Below are 20,139 nucleotides of genomic sequence, written 5' to 3' on the forward strand. Positions count from 1 at the left end.
GCGGTTTCAAGAAGGTTTCTTCTTGCCGGTCAGGGTGCGGTAGAGGGCGATCACCGCCGCGGCGATCACGACCCCCAGTTTTTTGAGCAGGATCAGCAACGGGCCGAGCAGGCCGGCCAGCTTGCCGAGCAGCCCGGTCTTGGCGGCGACGCCGGCGACCAAGGCGGCCAGGCCCACGGCGGCAACCTTGTCGGTGGCGCTGTTGAAGTCGGCGTAGCGTTTGCCCTCGACAAAACGCAATTGCTTGAGCAGGGTTTCGACATACGGCTTGCGCTGCGGCAGCTCCTGAAGGCCGGTGACGAGGTTCATGCTGATGTAGCCGTGCCGGCCGAGGCTCAACGTGTTGAAGTTGACGAATTCGTGATCCGCGCTCCTGCCGGTGACGGCCCACAGCACCTTGTTGCTGGCGGAATCGTAGTGCGGTTTCTCCGCCCATCCCGTGACCAGGAGCGGCGGCAGGTTTTTCTCCTTGCGTCGCTCGTTGACCTCCTCCGTTCCCTGCTGCATGGCCTTGAGCATGGCGTCGGCGTCCCAGTTCCTGGCGTCGTCGTCCTTCACGTAGCCGCTGTCGTTGTATTCCAGGAACACGCTCCAGTCGGCGTCGGGATTTTCGGAGATGAGTCCGAGCACGCCATCGACCTCCTTGTGTCCGGCGCTGCGCAGCGCCCGCTTGGTCTGATCGGCGTCGAGAAAAACAAAGCCCGCCGGCAGATCCAGGACGGCCTGATCGGCCAGCGGGATCGACAACGGCCCGGACTTCCAGTGCAGTTCTGTCCCGGCAGCGGGCGGCGCAGTGTCCGCCGCGCCCGTCAATGGCCAGAGGACCGCACACAATAAAACGGCGACGCCGGCGTATGCGCGCATGAAGTCGGGTCAGTTTTTGTCCAGATTCTTTTCAAGCGCTTCGCACAGGGTGCGCAGCACCGTGACGCGGCCGTGGCGCTTGTCATTGGCGGCGACCAGGGTCCATGGCGCGTTGGCGGTGCTGGTGCGCGCCACCATCTCGTCCACCGCCTCTTCATAGGCGCCCCACTGCTTGCGGTTGCGCCAGTCCTCCTCGGTGATTTTGTGGCGCTTGTGGGCCAGACGCTGGCGTTCCTCGAATCGCCGCAACTGCTCCTCGGGAGTGATATGCAGCCAGAATTTCGCCAGGCAAATGCCGTGTTCGCTCAACTGCTCTTCAAAGGCGTTGATCTCACCAAAGGCGCGCCCCCATTCCTCGGGAGTGGCGAATCCCTCCACGCGCTCGACCAGCACCCGCCCGTACCAGGAACGGTCGTAGATGGTCATGTAGCCGGCGCGCGGCAGGTGCCGCCAGAATCGCCACAGGTAATGTTGTGCCCGTTCTTCGTCGGTGGGCGCCGCGACCGGAATCACCTGGATGAGGCGCGCGTCCGTGGACGCGGCGACACGGCGGATGGCGCCGCCCTTGCCGGCGGCATCCCAGCCCTCGAACAACGCCACGCTCGAACGTTTCTTCTGCCAGGCCTTCCATGTAAGTTTGTTCAACCGGCTCTGCAACTCGGCCAGCTCGCGCTCATACTGCTCGACCGTGAGCCTGGCCGAGGCGTTCACCGTGTCCAGTATGGTGCGGCGGCCGTGCGCCGGCCGCTCGGCCTTCTCCGACTCCGGTTTCTCTGCCTTGGTCTTGGCGGCACGCGCCGACAATTTTTGCTCGATTGTTTTCAGCAGCAATTGACCGGTGATCAGATCGCGGTGCCGCGCGTCCTTTGCATCCACGATGTGCCACGGCGCGTTGCCGGTATCCGTCGCCCGTATGGCCTCTTCGGAGACCTTGGCAAAACGGTTGTACATTTTATTAAAGCGTTTTTCCCAGGGCGTCAGTTTTCGTTTTTGTTTGCGCAGGGTTTTTTCCAGTCGCCGGGCCTGCTCCTTCTTCGAAATGTGAAACCAGAGCTTGACCAGCAGGGCGCCGCCGTCCGTCAGGGTGCGTTCCAGCATCGTGATCTGCGTCAGTTCGGCATGATAGGCGGTGCGACCAGACTCACGGAACGCGCGCTGGACGATGGGATTGGTGTACCAGCTGCCGAAGAGTATGCCGATGGTGCCTGCCGGCGGCAGCCTGCGCCAGAAGCGCCAGTGCCGCGGCCGCTCGCGTTCCTCGTCGCTTTCGTCCCAGAACGCCACCGAGCGGATGCCGCGGGCGTCCAGCCATTCGCACAGCCGGTTGACCACTTCGCTTTTACCGGCCGCTTCCACGCCGGACACGATCACGATGACCGGGAATTTGGCCTCGCGCAACTGCCGCTGCGCCTCCAGCAGCCGCGCCCGCAACTGGGGTTCGGCCTTGGCGAACTCCGCCTTGCTGACCTTTTGTCCGACCTCCGCTGTTTCAAACATGCCCGCCTCCTTGTCCCGCCCCATGAGCAGGATACGTCCTGATATTAGTTGCTCATGAAGGCCCGCCCTTGTCAATGTATGGATTTGATCCATATCAACCGGCGCAGCGCTACAATGCGTCTTCGCCACCCATCCTGGTCCCCCATGCCGCTGAGCCCATTCCATCCCGCTGTCGCCGGCTGGTTCGAACGCACTTTCAGTGCGGCCACCGACTGCCAGCAGCAGGCCTGGCCGGCGATCCGCAGCCGGCGCCACGCCCTGATCGCGGCGCCGACCGGCTCCGGCAAGACGCTGGCGGCGTTCCTGTGCGCCATCGACGATCTGGTGCGTCAGGGATTGGACGCTGGATTGGAGGATAAACCGCAGGTGGTGTACGTCTCGCCGTTGCGCGCGCTCAGCAATGACGTGCAGCGCAACCTCATGGCGCCGCTGGCCGGCATCCGCGACGAACTCCTGCAGAGCGGGCTTTCGGACGTCGACGTCCGCACCTTCGTGCGCACCGGCGACACGCCCGCCGCCAGCCGCGCGCTGATGAAGCGCCATCCGCCGCACATCATCGTCACCACGCCTGAATCCCTCTATCTGCTGCTGACCAGTGACAGCGGCAGTAAATTATTGGAGAGCGTGAAGACCGTCATCGTCGATGAAATCCACGCCATCATCGGCAGCAAGCGCGGCGCCCACCTGAGCCTGAGCCTGGAGCGGCTGGCGGCGCTGACAGCAGAACCGCCGGTGCGCATCGGCCTGTCCGCGACGCAACGCCCCATCGAAGCAGCGGCGGCATTCCTGACCGGCGCCGATGATCGCGGCGCGCCGCTGCCGTGCGCGGTGATTGACCTTGGTCACCGCCGGCAGCGCGACCTCGCCATCGAAATGCCGCGCGCGCCGCTCGAGGCCGTGATGTCCGGCGAGGTATGGAATGAAACCTACGATCGATTGACGGAACTCGTACGCGAACATCGAAGCACGCTGGTATTCGTCAACACCCGGCGGCTGGCCGAGCGGCTGGCCCGGCATTTGAGCGAACGATTGGGCGAGGAGGCGGTGACGGCCCATCACGGCTCGCTTTCGCGCGAGCAGCGTTTCAGCGCCGAACAACGGCTGAAGGACGGCAAGCTGCGCGTGCTGGTGGCGACGGCCTCGCTCGAACTCGGCATCGATATCGGACAGGTCGATCTGGTATGCCAGATCGGCACGACGCGATCCATCAGTACCTTCCTGCAACGCGCCGGCCGCGCCGGCCATGCCGTGCATGGCACGCCGAAGGCACGGCTGTTTCCGTTGAGCCGTGATGAGCTGGTGGAGGGCATCGCGCTGCTCGATGCGGTGCGGCGTGGCGAACTCGACGCATTGCGGCTGCTGGAGGCGCCGCTGGACGTGCTGGCACAACAGATCGTCGCCACCGTGGCGATGCGCGAATGGGATGAACAGGCATTGTACGGGCTGGCGCGCCGGGCCTGGCCTTACCGCAACCTCAATCGCGATGATTTCGACGCGGTGGTGCGCATGCTGGCGGAGGGCATCAGCGCGCGGCGCGGACGCATGTCGGCCTATCTGCACCGCGACGCCGTCAACGGCGTGCTGCGGGCCCGCCGCGGCGCGAAACTGACGGCGGTGACCTGCGGCGGCGCCATTCCCGACAACGCCGACTACGAGGTGCGCGAGCAGCCACAGGATGTTTTCGTCGGCACCGTCAACGAGGACTTCGCCGTCGAAAGCATGGCGGGCGACATCTTCCAGCTCGGCAACACCTCCTGGCGCATCCAGCGCGTCGAGCCCGGCGTGGTGCGCGTGGAAAACGCACACGGCCAGCCGCCGACCATTCCGTTCTGGATCGGCGAGGCGCCGGCGCGCACGGCGGAATTGTCGCTGGCGGTCTCGCGCCTGCGCGCCAGTCTGGCGCGGCAGTTTGCCGCCGCGGGCGGCGACGTCGCGCAAATCTGCGCGTCGGCGGCCACAGGGTTGATGGCGCAGACCGGTGTCGGCGAGCCGGCGGCGCGGCAGGCCGTCGATTATCTGTGGTGCGCCTGGCGGGCGCTGGGCGCGCTGCCCACGCGCGAGCAGCCCATCCTTGAACGGTTCTTTGATGAGTCCGGCGGCATGCAACTGGTGTTGCACGCGCCTTACGGCGGCCGCCTCAACCGCGCCTGGGGTTTGAGCCTGCGCAAATGTTTTTGCCGCCAGTTCAATTTCGAACTGCAGGCGGCGGCGACCGAGGACGCGATCGTGCTGTCGCTCGGCGAAACACACAGCTTCCCGCTGGAAGACGTCTGGCGTTACCTGAATTCCGCCTCGGTGCACGACGTCCTGACGCAGGCGGTGCTGGACGCGCCGCTGTTCAATGCGCGCTGGCGGTGGGTGGCGGCGGTGGCGCTGGCGATCCCGCGTTTCCGCGGCGGCAGCAAGGTCCCGCCGCGTTTGCAGCGCATGCTGGCGGAGGATTTGTCCGCCGTCGTGTTCCCGGATCAACTGGCCTGCCTCGAAAACGTCGCCGGCCGCCGCCAGATTCCCGATCATCCCCTGGTCGCACAGACGCTGCGCGATTGCCTGACCGAGGCGATGGACATCGACGGCCTGGAACGATTGCTCAAGAACATGGAACGGGGCGCGGTGGCGGGGCTGGCGCGCGATCTCACCACGCCGTCGCCGCTGGCGGCGGAGATTTTGAACGCGCGGCCGTACGCCTTTCTCGACGACGCGCCGCTGGAGGAGCGCCGCACGCAGGCGGTCATCAGCCGGCGCTGGTTCGACCCGCGATCGGCCTCCGATTTATCGCAGCTCGATCCCGAGGCCATCGCGCGCGTGCGCGCCGAGGCGTGGCCGGATTTTTCCAGCGCGGATGAGTTGCATGACGCGCTGTTGAGTTACGGGTTTCTGGCAGAGCCGGAATTGTCCGATGGCGGCCCGCTGCTGAAGGAATTGCGCGACGCGCGACGCGCGTGGCGGATGGAAGGACACGGCGGCGCGCCGCTGTGGATCGCGGTGGAGCGCCTGCCGCGTTTTGCCGCGCTTTTTCCCGCGTTGAAACACGATATGACGGTGCCCGCGGACTACACGCGTGAATCCTGGACGCCGGAGACGGGGCTTCCGGCCGTGCTCCGCGATCGATTGCAGGCGCTGGGGCCGGTGACCGCGATGCAACTGGCGGCGCCCCTAGGCTTGCCGGCCGCCGCCATCGCCACGGCGCTTGCGCAATTGGAGGCGGAGGGGTTCATCATGCGCGGCCGTTTCACGCCCGGGGCAGCGGACGAGGAATGGTGCGAACGACGGCTGCTGGCGCGCATTCATCGTTACACTGTCGAGCAACTGCGCGCGCAAATCGCGCCGGTCAGCGCCAGCAGCTATCTGCGATTCCTGTTCCGCTGGCAGCACGTCGATCCGGAAGGCCGGCGGGAGGGCGTGCGGGCGCTGGCCGCCGTGTTGGGACAATTGGAGGGTTTCATCGCTCCGGCGGGGGCGTGGGAGCAGGCCATACTGCCGGTCCGCGTCCGTGATTATCATCCCGGCATGGTGGACGAACTGGGCCTGTCCGGCCGGTACGGCTGGGCGCGTCCGGTGCCGGCGTCGCCGTCTGCCGCCACGGCGGTGCAGGTGATACCGGTGGCGTTCTTCAGCCGCCGCCTGATGTCCTTGTGGCGCGGCGTTTATGCCCACGCGTCGCCCGCCGGTTCCACGAAATTGTCGGCCAATGCGGCGCGGGTGTTGGATGCATTGCGCGGGCAGGGCGCCGCGTTCACCGATGATCTGATCGACGCCGCCGGTCTTCTCGCCGCACAGGTCGAGGAGGCGCTGGTGGAATTGATTGCCGCGGGCCGGGTGACGGCCGACAGCTTCGGTTCGCTCCGCTCACTCGCGCGCCGTGGCGAACGGCGTCGCCGCCGCCGCGCTGAAGGTTGGACGCACAGCGGGCGCTGGGTGGCGCTCCCGCCCGTGACCGCGGACGCGCTCACGCCGGATGCCACGGAAATGGTGGCGCGCACCATGCTGGGGCGTTACGGCGTGGTGTTCCGGCGATTGTGCGAGCGGGAACCGGAACTGCCGCCCTGGCGTCTGTTGCTCGACTGTTTGCGGCGTCTGGAAGCGCGCGGCGAAATTCGAGGCGGGCGTTTCATCGCCGGTTTCGCCGGCGAGCAATTCGCCCTGAACGAAGCGGTGGCCGAATTGCGGCATGCCGTGCCGGCCGCTGCGGAAATGGATCGGTGGGTGGTGCTTTCGGCCGCTGACCCGCTGAATTTGGTCGGTCTGCTCACACCCGGACCGCGCGTGCCGGCGGTGACGGCGCATCGCATGTTGTATGAGGACGGCATGCCGATCGCCAGCCTCAAGGGGGGTGAAGTTCAATATTATGTTGAGGTCGAGGCGCGGAAAACCTGGCAGATCCGCGACCGGCTTGCCGGACCGCTGGCGCCCGCCTCTGAACGTACGCGGGGGAGGCATCCGCGCCCAAGGATTTATTGACCACCCGCGCCCGGCGGTTTTTGTTCATGGCTGTATTGAAAGGTTATTATAAGCGGCTTATGGCTGCGGCACCCACACAAAAAACAACGACGGGCGGTGGCATTGAACATCGGGCCCATCCGCGCTACGCGGTCAACATCAGCGCCCTGCTGACCGGCCGCGGCTTCGAATCCAGGGTGTGCACCATCCGCGATTTCTGCGCGGTCGGCATGTTCATTTCCTTTGAGTCCACCGGCGGCAACGTGGCCTTCTCTTCGCAGCAACCGATCACGGCCGGCGAGACGGTGCAGGTGCATTTCTTCCTCAAGGTGGGGACCCGCGACCTGACCTTCGACATGGCGGCCAAGGTGGAGCGGGTGTTGCCCACGGGCATCGGCGTGCAATTGATCAACCCGCATCCTGATTCCATCGATGCCCTGATGCACGCCGCGCGCACGGGGCAACCGGCGACGCGAGCCGACGACCAGAAGGCGTCGCCGGCCGTTGCCGCCATGCCGGCGGTGGATCGCGCGCGCCTCCGGAAACTGGTGCAGGACACCTTGAACCGCGAATGCAACCGCTGGTTCACCACGTTCTTCAAGAAGGCGGAGGAAACACTTTTCGTTGCCTCCCGTGAATCCACCGTCGCCGCCGATCAGCGCCTGTATTGGGACACCAGCGGCCTCATCAAATCGAAGCGTCAGACGATTGAAGAGGAGGTGCAGAAGACGCTCAACGAACAGCTGGACAACGTCGGCACGGGCCAGACCAAACCGTCGGCGGGCGCCGGTAAAAAAGAGTCGACATATTCCGGCGTCGAACTGTCCCTCGTCGAGTCGCGCGAATTCGAGGAATTCCTGACTGTGAACGAGGCCATCGACAAGGCCGAGACCCTCTACAAGGCCAAGCTCAATGAACTGGAGCTGCGATTGTCGCAGATCTACGGGCTGACCATAGACATGGTCAACAATCCCATCGGCCCCCGCGCCGTGACCCGGGCCTTCAGCGACGCCGTTGCCATGGCGGGCATCGAGGGAAATCCGATGCGTTTTGTCCTGCAAGCCCTGCAGGAGACGGTCATCGCCGATCTCAACGCATTTTACGAGTCGATCAACGCTGGGTTGAAGCGCCAGGGCGTGGGGTTGCCGCAGGCCGCGAAGCCCAAACCCAAGATCGTTCACACCCGCGCGCGGCCGGGAGCGTCCGCCGCCGCGCCCGCACCTGCGCCGTCCGCGCCCTCTCCAGATCACGCGACTCCGATGCCGGAGGGAATAGGCGGCACAGCCGCCATGCCCGCGACTGGCGGCCAGTGGCCTGGCGGGGCCGTGTCACCGCCGCCGGGAGGGCAATGGCCGGGTATGGCAACACCGTCGCCTGCCGGTCAGTGGCCAAGCGGAGCAATGCCCGGAGGCCAGTGGCCCGGGGGAGCAGCGCCTCCGTCACCCGGGGGACAATGGCCGGGTGTGGCGGCGCCATCACCAGCGGCCGCGCCGTCGGGCGCGCCCCCGGCACCGTGGGGCGGCGTGGCGACGCCGCCGCTTGGAGTGGTCCCGGCCGGCTATGTGCCGCCGAAGCCTGGAAGTTTCCGCGTGGCGCAAAATCTGCTGGATCTGCAACGGCAATTTCAGGCGCCTGCAGCGCCGCTGTCGGGCGCGCCGGCCGCCGGCATGGAATCGACGATACCGCTGTCAGGCGCGCCGGCCGCCGAGATGACGGCGACGCTGCAGGAATTGCAGAACGCCCTGGAATCGGTCAACCCCGCGAGCCTGGAGCGATCCGATGGCTTGCTGCCGGCGGATTACCGCCAGCTTCTCGGTGCCGCGGTGGCGGCGCAATCCCGGAGCAAGACACCCAAACAGTTGAGCGATCACGATTGGGACGCCCTGCAACTGGTGGTCGAAATCTTCAATGCCATGATCAATGACCCGCGGGTCAACGATGACGTCAAGCCGTTGCTTCGCCGCCTGCGCACCCCGGTGAATCAGATCGCACTCTCCGATCCCTCCTTCTTCGAGAATCCGGAACATCCAGCCCGTCTGGTGTTGAATAAAATCACGTCGGTGTCCGGTATCAGCAAGGATCCCAACGATCCGGTGCGCCAGCGTCTGGACGACATCGTCAAGCTTCTCACCCGCACCGGCCGCCAGCATCCCGCCGCCTTTGCCGAAGTGGCGTCCGAACTGGACGCCATCATCCAGGAGCAGAAGCAAAAGTACGAAGCCAACATCGCTGAGCTGATCAAGGCCAGCGAGGAACAGCAGCAGGTGATCAGGGCGCGCCGCAAGGCGGCGGGGGAACCGTCGAAACCCCAGGTCAGTTTGAGCGGCGAATGGATGGAGTGGCTGAATCGCGCCAAACGGCTCAAGGTGGGCGATCGGCTGGAGCTCATCAGCGGATCGCAAAAGCAGCGGGTGGGTCTGGCCTGGGTCGGCGAGGATCAGAGTAGTTTCGTGTTGTCCGACACGCTCGGCCGGAGGGTGGCCAACCTGGGCATACAGGAGCTGGCCATGCAATTGCGACGCGGTTCCGCCAAGGTGTTGCAACAGGACGCCCTGCCCGCCGTCGAGCGCGGCATGTTTGCCTCCATGCAGAAGTTGCACGAGCAGCTGGGCCAGCGCGTCAATTCGGATTCGCAGACGCAATTGCTGAATGAAAAAACCTTCCATCATGAAATTGAAAAGGCGCTGCAAGCGGCGCAGCATGACAACATCAGCCATGCGCTGGCCATCCTTACCGCGTCGCCGCCCCCCAATGCCGCGTCGACGAATAAAACTGAATTGATCGCGGAACTGGCGGCGCGCCTGCGGGCGCAGGCCGGCGCGGAAGCGCGTCTCGGCCGGGCGGGTGAGGATCGGCTCGGCGTGTTGTTGATGGACGTTTCCCAGGGACAGGGTTATGAGATGGTCGAGCGTTTGCGCGCCGCCCTGTCCGAAAAACCGTGGAAGGAAAACAAATTGACGGTCAGCGCCGGCATGGCCCTCTTCGGGTCCGATGTCCACACAGTTGACTGCATATGGCAGGCCGCCGACAAGGCGCTGGAATTCGCCTTGCAGACGGGCGGCGTGACCCGCATCGTGCATGCGGAGGATGCCGATCAGGCCGCGGCCAGGTCGCGCGAATTGCTCGCGGAGCAGCTCACCAAGGCGCTGGCGGATGACAAATTGCAGTTGGCAGCGATGCGAGTGGTGCCGCAGCGCCCGGATGCGCGCCTGCCCGAGCATCTGGAACTGCTCGCCACACTCAAACTGGATGCCGGCATTCAGGTGGAGCCGGCGGCGTTGCGGCGGGCGGCCGAACAATCCAAATCCGATCACGAACTGGATCGCTGGCTGATACGCGCCGCCCTGAATTGGGCGGCGTCCAACATTGAGAGCATGCCCAGTCAGGGCTGGATCATCCTGCGGTTGTCGCCGGCCTCGTTGCACGATCCCGAGATGACGTCCCATATCACCAACATTCTGATGGAAAGCGCGGTGCCACCGGGGCGGCTGTGTTTTGAACTGGCCCGCACCACGGAGCTGGGCCAGCGTTCGGAGGCCGATGAACTGGTGCGGGCCCTGCGTGAATTCGGCTGTCATTTCATCTTCGGGGATTTTGGCAGCGGGCGATCGTCCTTCGCCAATGCCAAGGACCTGCAAATCGAGCTGCTCAAGATCGGCGATCTGGGGAGCCGCGACATCATCAACGATCGCGCCGATGCCGCGCTGGTGCGCTCGACCGTGGAGATGGCGCATTTTGTCGGCATACCCGTCATCGCCGACCCAGTGGACAAGCCGGCCGCGCTCGCCCTGCTGCGCGAACTGGGCGTGGAATATGTGCAGGGCACGGCGGTGGCGGCACTGCAACCCCTGTAATCACAAGGATACGCCGTGGACGATCAGACGCCGGAATACATCGGCAAATACAAAATCGTCGGCATCGCCGGCCGCGGCGCCATGGGCGTGGTCTACATCGGTCACGATCAGCTGCTGGATCGCAAGGTCGCCATCAAGGTGGCCACCAAGGCCGACATGGGCGATGAGCAGGCCGCCCGCCAGGCGTTCAAAATGTTTCTGAATGAGGCGCAGACGGCCGGCGCGCTGGATCACACCCACATCCTCAAGGTGTATGACGCGGCCGAACTCGACAACGGCATGTATATGGTGATGGAGTATGTCGACGGCGCGGACACACTCAAATCCTTCATCGAGCCCGGCAAGCTGCTGCCCGTCGACGTGCTGACCGGATATTTCCGCCAGTGCGCGGACGCGCTGGACTACGCCCACGGCCGCGGCGTCGTGCATCGCGACATCAAGCCCGCCAACCTCATGCTCACGAGCGACGGCAAGGTCAAGATCGGCGACTTTGGCATCGCCCGGCGCGTGCAGGCCGACCAGACCCAGGTCATGGGCTGGTTCGGTTCGCCCATGTACATGTCGCCGGAACAGGCGCGCGATGAGGAAATCACCGGCCAGTCCGATCTGTTCTCGCTGGGTTCGGTGATGTACGAACTGCTGAGCGGTTCGCCGCCGTTCGTCGCGCGCGGCATTTCCGGGTTGATCCACAAGGTGTTGCATGAGGAGCCCAAACCGCTGCGCGAACGGCGGCCGGAGGTGCCGGAAAAACTGGCGGCCATCGTCCACCGCTGCCTGCAAAAGGACAAGGACAAGCGTTATCAGACCGGCGCCGAAATCGTCCGCGATCTGGACGCCTTTCTCGCCGGCGGAGAGGCCGAGCCGGAACCCTCGGCCGAGGAGAAACTTGAGCTGCTGAAGGCGCTGTCCTTTTTTGAGGGGTACTCGCCGGCAATGATCAAGGAAGTGCTGAAGGTGGCGCAGTGGAGGTTTTTCTCCGCCGATTCTGTGCTGGTCCGGGAGGATTATCAGGAGCCGGGGTTCTTCATCATCGCCGAGGGGCAATTGAGCGTGTCGCGCGATGACCGTCAGGTTGGCGCGGTGCAGGCGGGGGAATGCGCGGGCGAGATTGGATATCTGACGGGTGAGAAACGACCCATCACCGTCAAGGCGCTTACCAAGGTCAAGGCATTTTTCATCGAGGCCAAGCTGACTGATTGGGCCTCCCTGCCGCTGCAAATGCGCCTTCAACGCTCGTTTCAATCGGTGCTCATCGATCACCTGATACAGGCCTATGAGCGCCTGGCGCGTTACAAGGCTTAAAATCGTGTCCATGGGAAAGATCGTTCATGAAAATCGTGCTTGCGCCGGATTCATTCAAGGAGAATCTCACTTCACTGGAGGTGGCCGGTGAGATCGAAAAGGGCATACGGCGGGTGTTTCCGAAGGCCCGCTGCGTCAAGGTGCCGGTGGCCGACGGCGGCGAGGGCACCGTGCAGTCGCTGGTGGACGCGACCGGCGGCCGCCTGGTGCGCTGCCGGGTCAAGGCACCGCTCGGCAACATCGTGACCGCGCGCTACGGTCTGCTCGGCGATGGGCGCACCGCGATCATCGAAATGGCCGAGGCCTCCGGACTGCATCTGGTGCCACGCGGTCGGCGCAACCCCATGCTGACCAGCACCTATGGTACGGGCCAGCTGCTGCTGGATGCGTTGCGCCGCGGCGTGCGCACCATCATCATCGGCATTGGCGGCTCGGCGACGAACGACGGCGGCGCCGGCATGGCCCAGGCACTGGGCGCGCGTTTTCTGGACGGGAGGGGCCGGCCTATTGCCGGGACCGCCCGCGGCGGTATGCTCGACAAGATTCGCGCCATAGATGTCAGCGGCATGAACGCGCGCCTGCGCCGCGTGAAAATCATGGTTGCGTGCGATGTGACCAATCCGTTGTACGGACCGCGGGGCGCCTCGCATGTGTACGGCCGGCAAAAGGGCGCGACGCCGGTGATGGCAGCAAAGCTGGACCGCAATCTCCGGCATTTTGCGAGGCTCATCCGGCGCGATCTCGGCACGGACGTCTCCCGGCGGCCCGGCGCCGGCGCCGCCGGCGGCCTGGGCGCGGGCCTCATGGCCTTCACCCGCGCGCAACTCAAGCGCGGCATTGAACTCGTGATCAAGGCCACCCGACTCGAGTCGCATATGAAAGGCGCCGATCTCGCCATCACCGGCGAGGGGCGCGTGGATTTCCAGACCGCCTTCGGCAAGACCCCCTCGGGCGTCGCCAAGGCGGCGCGGCGTCACGGCGTGCCGGTCGTCGCCATCGGCGGCGGGCTTGCGGATGACGCCCGCGGCGTGTTCGCGCACGGCATCGACGGCCTGGAGTCGGCCACGCCCGACGCCATGCCATTGGAGGAGGCCATCCGCAAGTCACGGCAGTATCTGCAGGATGCCGGCGAGCGTGTTGCCCGGCTTATTTTGATCGGGCGTCGCATGCGACGCCCGCGGAAACGGTGATGCCATGAACAACCGCGATCAGCTCATTGATCTCATGGCCGCGCACAAGCTGGAGCGCCGTGACGTGGCGGAACTGGTGCATGTCACCATCGACACGGTGCATGACTGGTTGCTGCCGATGGAATCGCATGGCCGCGTGGACATCCCGGACATGGCCATCGAATTGCTGACCCTGAAGCTTGCAGCCCGCGGGCAACCACCGGTGTGACTTAATGAATGGTGAGGAATTGCGGCGGCAGGAAGGTGCCGTGCGCGGAGACGTCGGTCAGGCGGGCCACGTTGTCGCTGATCGGCTCGATGATGACGTGCTGCCGTGAAATGGAACGGAAATCGTTGTTCAGGGTCACGTCGCTGCCGCGTTGCCGCCCCAGCACGTTTTTGCCAGGGTGCAGCAGATAGAAGTTGCCGTGTTCATCGACCAGCCGGTAAGTCTTGCCGGCAAATAATTTGAAGTGATGGCGGGCGAGCAGCAGGTCCACCGGTTTGCCGGCCTCCAGGCGCAGCAACACCGCCTGCCCATGCGGGAGGCGCTCGAAGGGGTTGTACAACCGGGAGGGTTCGGCGGGCGGCGGCGCCTCTTCGAAGATGGCGGTTTCCCCGGTATCGACGACCGCGGGCGCTGCCGCGTGTGTCTTCGGCGACTCCTCAGCGGGCAGGTTGGTCTTGAACTCGAAGAGGTCCTGCATCAGTTCGTGCCGCGTGCTCAGGTATTGCAGATATTTGGCGAGCGCGATGCGGCGGTAGGCGTCGCGTTCGTCACCGCCTTCCCGGAGCGCAGTGATGATCTCGCGCCAATGGTAATCCGTGGAAAATTGTTCCGGCTCCAGTTCCCGGAGCAACGTGCCGGCGGCAGCCGGATTCGCCAAACAGGCCTTCACGATCTCCAGGAAGCGCCCCTCGACGCTTTTTAGATTGATGACCTCCTTGTACAGCATCGCCGGCGGCTGTTGCATCCACTCCATCAATTTGTTGACCGGCAGAAATTTGCGGCCGGCAAGGGCGAATTCAAAATCGAGGGGGTTGTGAAAACAATATTCGCGCCCTTCGATTGTCAAATGCAGGCTCGCCGACGGCCGTATCAACCGCCGCAAACTTTTTCCCATTCGCTTCAGGAATTGAATCATACGGGTCACCGCGTCACGCCGCGATTCCGGGCGGGGAAAATGTAATCATTTCAAGATCCCGCGTCAACTTGTTGAAGCGCGGCGCGGGATCAGGATTGCGAGCCTTTGATCTCGAAGAAACGCTTGCCTGTGGCAAAGGTGTCCGGTTCGAGGATGGATTCCGAACCCGCCGATTCCACGGCCGCCACCGGCGCATGGTTTTTACCCAGATTTCGCACCAGCAGACGCCGGCGATCCGGTGCCAGCAGTATCCGATCATAGGCGGCCAGCAGATCTTCTTTACTCATGCGCAACACCGCCTGAACGATCTGTTCTCGGGTGTCGAAGTGGTACTGCTGCAGGTCGAGTTCCTTCCAGTAGCGATCAGTACGCGTCGTCAGGCTGTCATCCTGCGTCAGGATGCGCGCAATGACGCCCTGTTTCTGACGCCGGAATTCGGCGTCGCTCATGGCGGCCAGACGCGGGCGGTAATCGCGCAAAAAAGTCTCGATGTGCTGCTCCAAAGCGGCCGCCGACACGCGGGGGGACTGCACGAGAAAGACCATGCCCGGTACATCGAGGAGCGGCAGCGTACTCGCCGATACCACGTAACCCAGCTGCTGCTCCGTGCGCAGATCACTGTAGAAAGGCGCGCTCACCACCTGGGCCAGCAACTCCACGCGCGCGTGGCTCCCGGCGGTTTGATCCTCGCCCTGGAAATAGGCGGCGAGGGAGGAATCCGGATGATCGATGGAAAGGTCGCGGACATAACGCACGCCGTCATTCAGACGCACGACCTTGGCGCTGGCCACCGTCACCGGTTGCGCCGGTTGCACCAGTTCCTTCTGCAAGATCGCAGCCAGGGCGATGGCATGGGGGCGATCCAGATTGCCGTGGGCCATGGCGATGACATAGACCCTGCTCAACAGCTGTGGAATGAAGGCACGGAGATCTGCGGGCGTCAGCGACTGCCCGGCCCGGATCCGATCCTCCTCACTCCAGGAGGGACGCACCAGCAGCTTGGACACCTCGCCCATGGTTTGCTCGTAGGGATCCTCGCGGCGCACGTTGGCCAGTTCGCGGAGATAGACATCCTTGATCGCCGCGAAGCGCGCCCCGTCGATCTCGGGCGTGCGCAGGGTGCGGGCGATCTGCTCCAACAGCAGGGCCTGCTTGTCGTTGTATCCGGAGATGCGCACCGTGAAACCGCGGACATGCGGGTATATTTTATAGCTCAGCCCCGCCAGTTGCGCGGGGTAGGCGTATTCGTTCAATTGATCGCTGATGAGGCGTGTGTACAGCGTGGTAAGGGCGGAGTGGGCGGCGCTGTCGTTGGCCACCGGCGATCGCACGGAAAAATAAAAATCCGCGATCGGCAGGCGGAAAAAGTCATCCTGCTTGAACCACAATTCGAACCCCGGTTGCTGGTCGATGCGCGCCGGCACCGGCGTGACATCCGCCGCCAGCGGCAGCACCGCGGTGTTTTCGGGAATGAACGGGTTCTTCTCCGGCAGGACCAGCGCCGTGTCCACCGTGGAATTCCGCCATGTCGCCAGTTGCTGCGGCGAAGGGTGCACCACCTGGTAGGCGGTGTGATACCAGGGGTCCTGCCTGTCCATCTTCGGGCCGTGCGCAAGCACCGCGACGATGGCGTTTCCCGGCGTCAGCTTGTCGAGGTAGCCGCGGATCAGGGATTCATCATAATGTTCCATGAGAAAGTCGGCGCGCAGCACGTCGCGGACGTCCACCCGCTGCAAGTCCCCGGCGAGCGCGATCACGGTTTCCAGCGGCGGCGGGTCCTGTTGGAATTCAAAGCCGATCTCGGCCAGCCGGGCCTGCTCCTGGTAGCGCCAGGCTTCGACGCCGTGCGCGCGCAGCAGGGCGATGTCCTGGAACACCAGTCCCACCACGTCATCCGCGTGCGCCAGCCCCGTCTCGCTCAGCTTGATCGAGACGGCGAATGCCGATTCGGTGCGGTTGTCCACCACGGTGCCGGCGGACAGCTGATCGCCCCAGCCGCGTTTTTTGAGCAGCGACAGCAGGCTGCCCGGTCCTTCGTGACCCAGCAGGTTGCCGATGTAGTACAGCGGTTTGCTGCGATAGTGGCTGCGCACCTCCGGCAGTGGAAAGATCAATTGCAGTTCGCGTTCATCCTTGACCGGTTCGATGTTGACGCGCACCGGAAGCTGTCCCGCCAGTACGGGCGGCACGTTCACCTGGCGGGGTTCCGCGCCGGTGTTGCGCACGGCGCTGAATCTTTCCGTCACCCAGCGCTTGAGCACCGGCAGCGGCTCGGCGCCGAGCACCGTCAGCGTCATCAGGTTGGCGGAATAATGGTCGTGGTAGAAGCGCAGCAGTTCATCGCGCACCGGCCGGCCATCGCGGTCGGCCAGCGTGGTCAGGTTGCCGACCGTGAAGCGCGACATCGGGTGCGCGGGATTGAGCAGTTGCTGGAGCACGGAATAGCCGCGCCTCTCGTCCTCCTTGATGCGCGCCTGGTATTCCGAGTCCACGGCGTTTTTCTCGCGCGCGACATATTCCGCGGTGAACAGCGGCGCGATGAAAAACTGGCTGAATCGATCCAACGCCGGTTCGAGATAGCGCTTGTCGATGTCGAAATGAAAATTGGTTTCCTCATAAGCGGTGAAGGCGTTGTGATTGCCGCCGTGCGCGGTGATGAAGTCCTGGTATTCGCCCGCCTGCGGATATTTTTGGGTGCCCAGGAACAACATGTGCTCCAGGAAGTGCGCCAGCCCCAGGCGATCATCGGGATCGCTGCTGCTGCCGATGCCGACCTCCAATGCCGCCGCCGCCCGATCCGTCTTGGCGTCGGAAATGAGCAGCACGCGCATCTTGTTGGGAAGTTCGAGGTATTCGTATTGACGCTGGTCATGCGGGCTCTGAACAATCGTCTCCGCCGGCGGTGCGAGCGCCTGGGCTGTGCCGCCAAACAGGCCCAGTACCGCCGCAAGCAGGATTGAAAAGCGGCGTGACAGGATGGAAAAATTGCGCATGGCGGTTATGTCCGGGGCGTGGCAATCAAGGTTGGACAACGGAGTCACGCCGGGGTTCGCCATCGCCGGAAATCTTTGGGATACACGCTATCCCCGCCGCGTAATGGTGAGTATGAACGGTGTCCAGGCAAGCAGCATCAGAATCCACAGCCCGATTTCCAGGCGGATCACGCGCCGGTAACGGGCGCGGACGGTGTTCTCCATATCGGCCATGAACACACAGGCCATGGTGATGTCGAGCGGCAGGCTGAAGGCGAGCATGGCCATGAAGGTGGGGGCGATGACGGAGGGCCACAAATGCCAGCCGCGCTGCAATTTCATGTCCGCCAGCGGTGCACAGGCAATGACCAGCAGGGTCACGCACACGAGCAAAAACCGCAACCAGCCCAGATCGGCAATCAGGCGTCTTAGCATTCGATTTGACGTTCAGGGTTTCCGTCCCATGGGGAGGGTAAATCATGGCCCGCCATTCAATGAGTAGCATAACATTGTCAAGGAGTGGATGGTAAAGGACATGGCCGCTATGCTGTTCAATAATTATTCTCGGGGAACGCCCGCATAAGGTGGAGATTTCTGGCACAGGGATGTGCCACCGTTTTCAATGGCGTTCAGACATTGAAAATCGGAGGCCGGGGAAGGCGCGTTTTTTTGCCGGCCGAACCCTGAGAAGTCCATGTTGGACATATTTCAGAGCTTACTCAAGAAACGGAGGCGCGTTGAAATTTTCCCTGTTCGGACAGCGGCTCGGCGGCCGTTCGGCCATCCGCGAGTTGATGGAGGATCTGGGCACAGCGCTCACCGGTGGCCGCGAGGTGTGCATGCTGGGCGGCGGTAATCCCGCCCACATTCCGGCGGTGCTGGAACGGTTGCGCGAACGCTGGCTGGAGATGGCGCAAGACTCCGCCGTCTTTGCCCGCATGATCGGCGATTATGACGCGCCCCAGGGCGAGCGCGGGTTCATCGAGGCGCTGGCCGATCTGTTACGGCGCACCTATGGCTGGACGCTGAATCCGCGCAATATCCTGCTTACGCACGGCAGCCAGTCGGCGTTTTTCCTGCTCTTCAATCTGTTCGCCGGTCCACACGCCGATGGCAGGCTGCGCCGCATTTTTCTGCCGCTGACGCCGGAGTACGTCGGCTACGGTGACATCGGCGTACATGAGGACTTTTTAATTGCCCGACGGCCGCGGATAACCCTGCTGGATGCGCCCTATTTCAAATACCACCTCGACCTGCACGACCTGCCGGCGGCGGAGGAGGTCGGCGCGATCTGCCTGTCGCGCCCGGCCAATCCCACCGGCAACGTGGTGACCGACGCGGAACTGGCGCAACTGCATGCGCTGGCCCGTCGTTGGGATGTGCCGTTGATTGTCGATGGCGCCTATGGCCTGCCGTTCCCGGATATCGTGTTTACCGCCGCAGAGCCGCACTGGGATGAGCAGGTGGTTCTCTGCCTGAGCCTGTCGAAATTGGGGCTGCCCGCCGCGCGCACGGGTATCATCATCGCCGCCGAGCCGATCATCGACATGCTGACTGGCATGAACGCCGTGCTGCATCTCGCCACCGGCAGCGTGGGCGCGGCGCTGGCCTGCGACTGGGTGAGGAGCGGCGAGATTCTCACCCTGTCGCGCGAACACATCCGGCCCTACTACCGTCAGCGCCTCGATCACGCCTTGCAGACGGTGCAGCGGGCGTTGCGGGGTTGCGAATACCGCGTGCACCAGCCGGAGGGCGCGATCTTCCTCTGGCTGTGGTTTCCACAACTGTCCATCACGAGCTGCGAGTTGTACCGGCGCCTGAAGGCACGCGGCGTGCTGGTGTTGCCGGGGCATTATTTTTTCCCGGGCCTGCCGGATGACCCGCGCGATCCCTGGCCCCACCGGCACGAGTGCATCCGGCTGACCTATGCGCAGGAGGAGGCCATGGTGGAGCACGGGATCGGCATTCTGGCTGAAGAAATCAAGCGCGCCTGTTCAGATTGATGCCATGGATGATTGAGGAGGAGAAATTTATGAAACGCACCATCACCGGGATGAATTTGAGCGTGAATGCCATTGGCCTCGGCGCCATGCCACTGTCATTGGACCGCCGGCCCGATGAGGCGCAGGCCATGGAAGTCATCCGCGCCTTCGTCGACGGCGGCGGGGATTTCATCGATACCGCGAACGTCTATTGCATCGATAACGACGACATCGGCCACAATGAGCGGCTGATTGCGGGCGCGCTCGCCAAGCTGGGCCGCCGCGAGAAGGTGACGGTGGCGACCAAGGGCGGTCTCACGCGTCCGCGCGGCGACTGGGAGACCGACGGACGCCCCGTATTCATCCGCGCCTCCTGCGAGCGCAGCCTGCGTGACCTCCATACGGATGGCATCGCCCTGTATCAATTGCATGCCTTCGACCCGAAGGTGCCCATGGAAGACACCGTGGGTGAACTCGTACGTCTCCAGACGGAGGGCAAGATTCGCCATATCGGCCTGTCGAACGTGCGCGCGGCGCAATTGGAGGCCGCGCTGGGCATGGCCCGCATCGTGTCGGTGCAGAACCGCTGCAATGTGCTGGAGCAGAAGGACTTCCGCAATGGACTGGTGGCCCTGTGCGGCCGCCTTGGTGTGACCTATATTCCCCACAGCCCGGTCGGCGGCTACTTCGGTCACCGGCAATTGGGCGCACACGCGCTGCTGCAAAAACTCGCCGTGGCTCATGACTGTTCCCCGCAGGTCATTGCATTGGCCTGGCTGCTCGCCAGGGGGGATCACATCCTGCCGATTCCCGGTGCCAGCCGCCCCGCCAGCATTCGTGACAGCCTCACTGCGACGCATCTCACGCTGACAGAGGAGGAAATGCGCTCGCTGGATGCCATGTCCGGTTAGCTTGAG

General features: G+C 64.1%; 12 protein-coding genes. 7 read left to right on the forward strand and 5 right to left on the reverse strand.

Annotation, left to right across the window (positions count from 1 at the left end):
• Nucleotides 1–6 precede the first annotated feature (6 nt).
• Complete coding sequence (locus tag VMH34_03600) at nt 7–864, reverse strand: DUF2167 domain-containing protein (GenBank protein HTT07857.1); 858 nt, start codon at nt 862–864, stop codon at nt 7–9.
• Nucleotides 865–873: 9 nt separating this feature from the next.
• Nucleotides 874–2,385, reverse strand: a complete 1,512-nt coding sequence (gene pap / locus VMH34_03605) for a polyphosphate:AMP phosphotransferase (GenBank protein HTT07858.1) — start codon at nt 2,383–2,385, stop codon at nt 874–876.
• Between the two features lie 120 nt (nt 2,386–2,505).
• On the opposite strand from pap, the gene VMH34_03610 reads away from it, so the two are divergent.
• From VMH34_03610 to VMH34_03630, 5 genes are read left to right on the forward strand one after another with little or no spacing between them, the layout of a single operon-like run.
• Nucleotides 2,506–6,819, forward strand: a complete 4,314-nt coding sequence (locus VMH34_03610; GenBank protein ID HTT07859.1) for a DEAD/DEAH box helicase — start codon at nt 2,506–2,508, stop codon at nt 6,817–6,819.
• Nucleotides 6,820–6,878: 59 nt separating this feature from the next.
• A complete protein-coding gene (locus VMH34_03615) occupies nt 6,879–10,652 on the forward strand; it encodes a DUF1631 family protein (GenBank protein ID HTT07860.1) in 3,774 nt (1,257 codons plus the stop codon).
• 15 nt (nt 10,653–10,667) lie between these two features.
• Entirely contained in the window at nt 10,668–11,954 is a 1,287-nt protein-coding gene (locus VMH34_03620; GenBank protein HTT07861.1) for a serine/threonine-protein kinase, read from the forward strand.
• Nucleotides 11,955–11,980: 26 nt separating this feature from the next.
• The gene (locus VMH34_03625) at nt 11,981–13,144 is read left to right on the forward strand and encodes a glycerate kinase (protein ID HTT07862.1); all 1,164 of its coding nucleotides are present in this window, start codon (nt 11,981–11,983) and stop codon (nt 13,142–13,144) included.
• Nucleotides 13,145–13,148: 4 nt separating this feature from the next.
• On the forward strand, nt 13,149–13,352 hold the full coding sequence (locus VMH34_03630) for a hypothetical protein (protein ID HTT07863.1): 204 nt from the start codon (nt 13,149–13,151) through the stop codon (nt 13,350–13,352).
• 1 nt (nt 13,353) lies between these two features.
• Here VMH34_03630 and VMH34_03635 read toward each other — a convergent pair whose 3' ends face one another.
• From VMH34_03635 to VMH34_03645, 3 genes are all read right to left on the reverse strand, one after another.
• Nucleotides 13,354–14,247 (reverse strand): FHA domain-containing protein, encoded by an 894-nt coding sequence (locus VMH34_03635; protein HTT07864.1) that lies wholly within the window; start codon nt 14,245–14,247, stop codon nt 13,354–13,356.
• A 110-nt stretch (nt 14,248–14,357) separates the two neighbouring features.
• Complete coding sequence (locus tag VMH34_03640; GenBank protein HTT07865.1) at nt 14,358–17,324, reverse strand: insulinase family protein; 2,967 nt, start codon at nt 17,322–17,324, stop codon at nt 14,358–14,360.
• A gap of 24 nt (nt 17,325–17,348) precedes the next feature.
• Nucleotides 17,349–17,675: a hypothetical protein gene (locus VMH34_03645; GenBank protein HTT07866.1), complete on the reverse strand. Its 327-nt coding sequence runs from the start codon at nt 17,673–17,675 to the stop codon at nt 17,349–17,351.
• Between the two features lie 302 nt (nt 17,676–17,977).
• Here VMH34_03645 and VMH34_03650 point away from each other — a divergent pair, with 302 nt between their 5' ends.
• Both VMH34_03650 and VMH34_03655 read left to right on the forward strand, forming a co-directional pair.
• On the forward strand, nt 17,978–19,243 hold the full coding sequence (locus VMH34_03650) for a valine--pyruvate transaminase (protein HTT07867.1): 1,266 nt from the start codon (nt 17,978–17,980) through the stop codon (nt 19,241–19,243).
• Nucleotides 19,244–19,272: 29 nt separating this feature from the next.
• A complete protein-coding gene (locus tag VMH34_03655) occupies nt 19,273–20,133 on the forward strand; it encodes an aldo/keto reductase (protein HTT07868.1) in 861 nt (286 codons plus the stop codon).
• Nucleotides 20,134–20,139: the final 6 nt, after the last annotated feature.

The sequence above is a fragment of the Gammaproteobacteria bacterium genome (genome assembly GCA_035501935.1).
Taxonomy (GTDB): domain Bacteria; phylum Pseudomonadota; class Gammaproteobacteria; order JAJPIJ01; family JAJPIJ01; genus JAJPIJ01.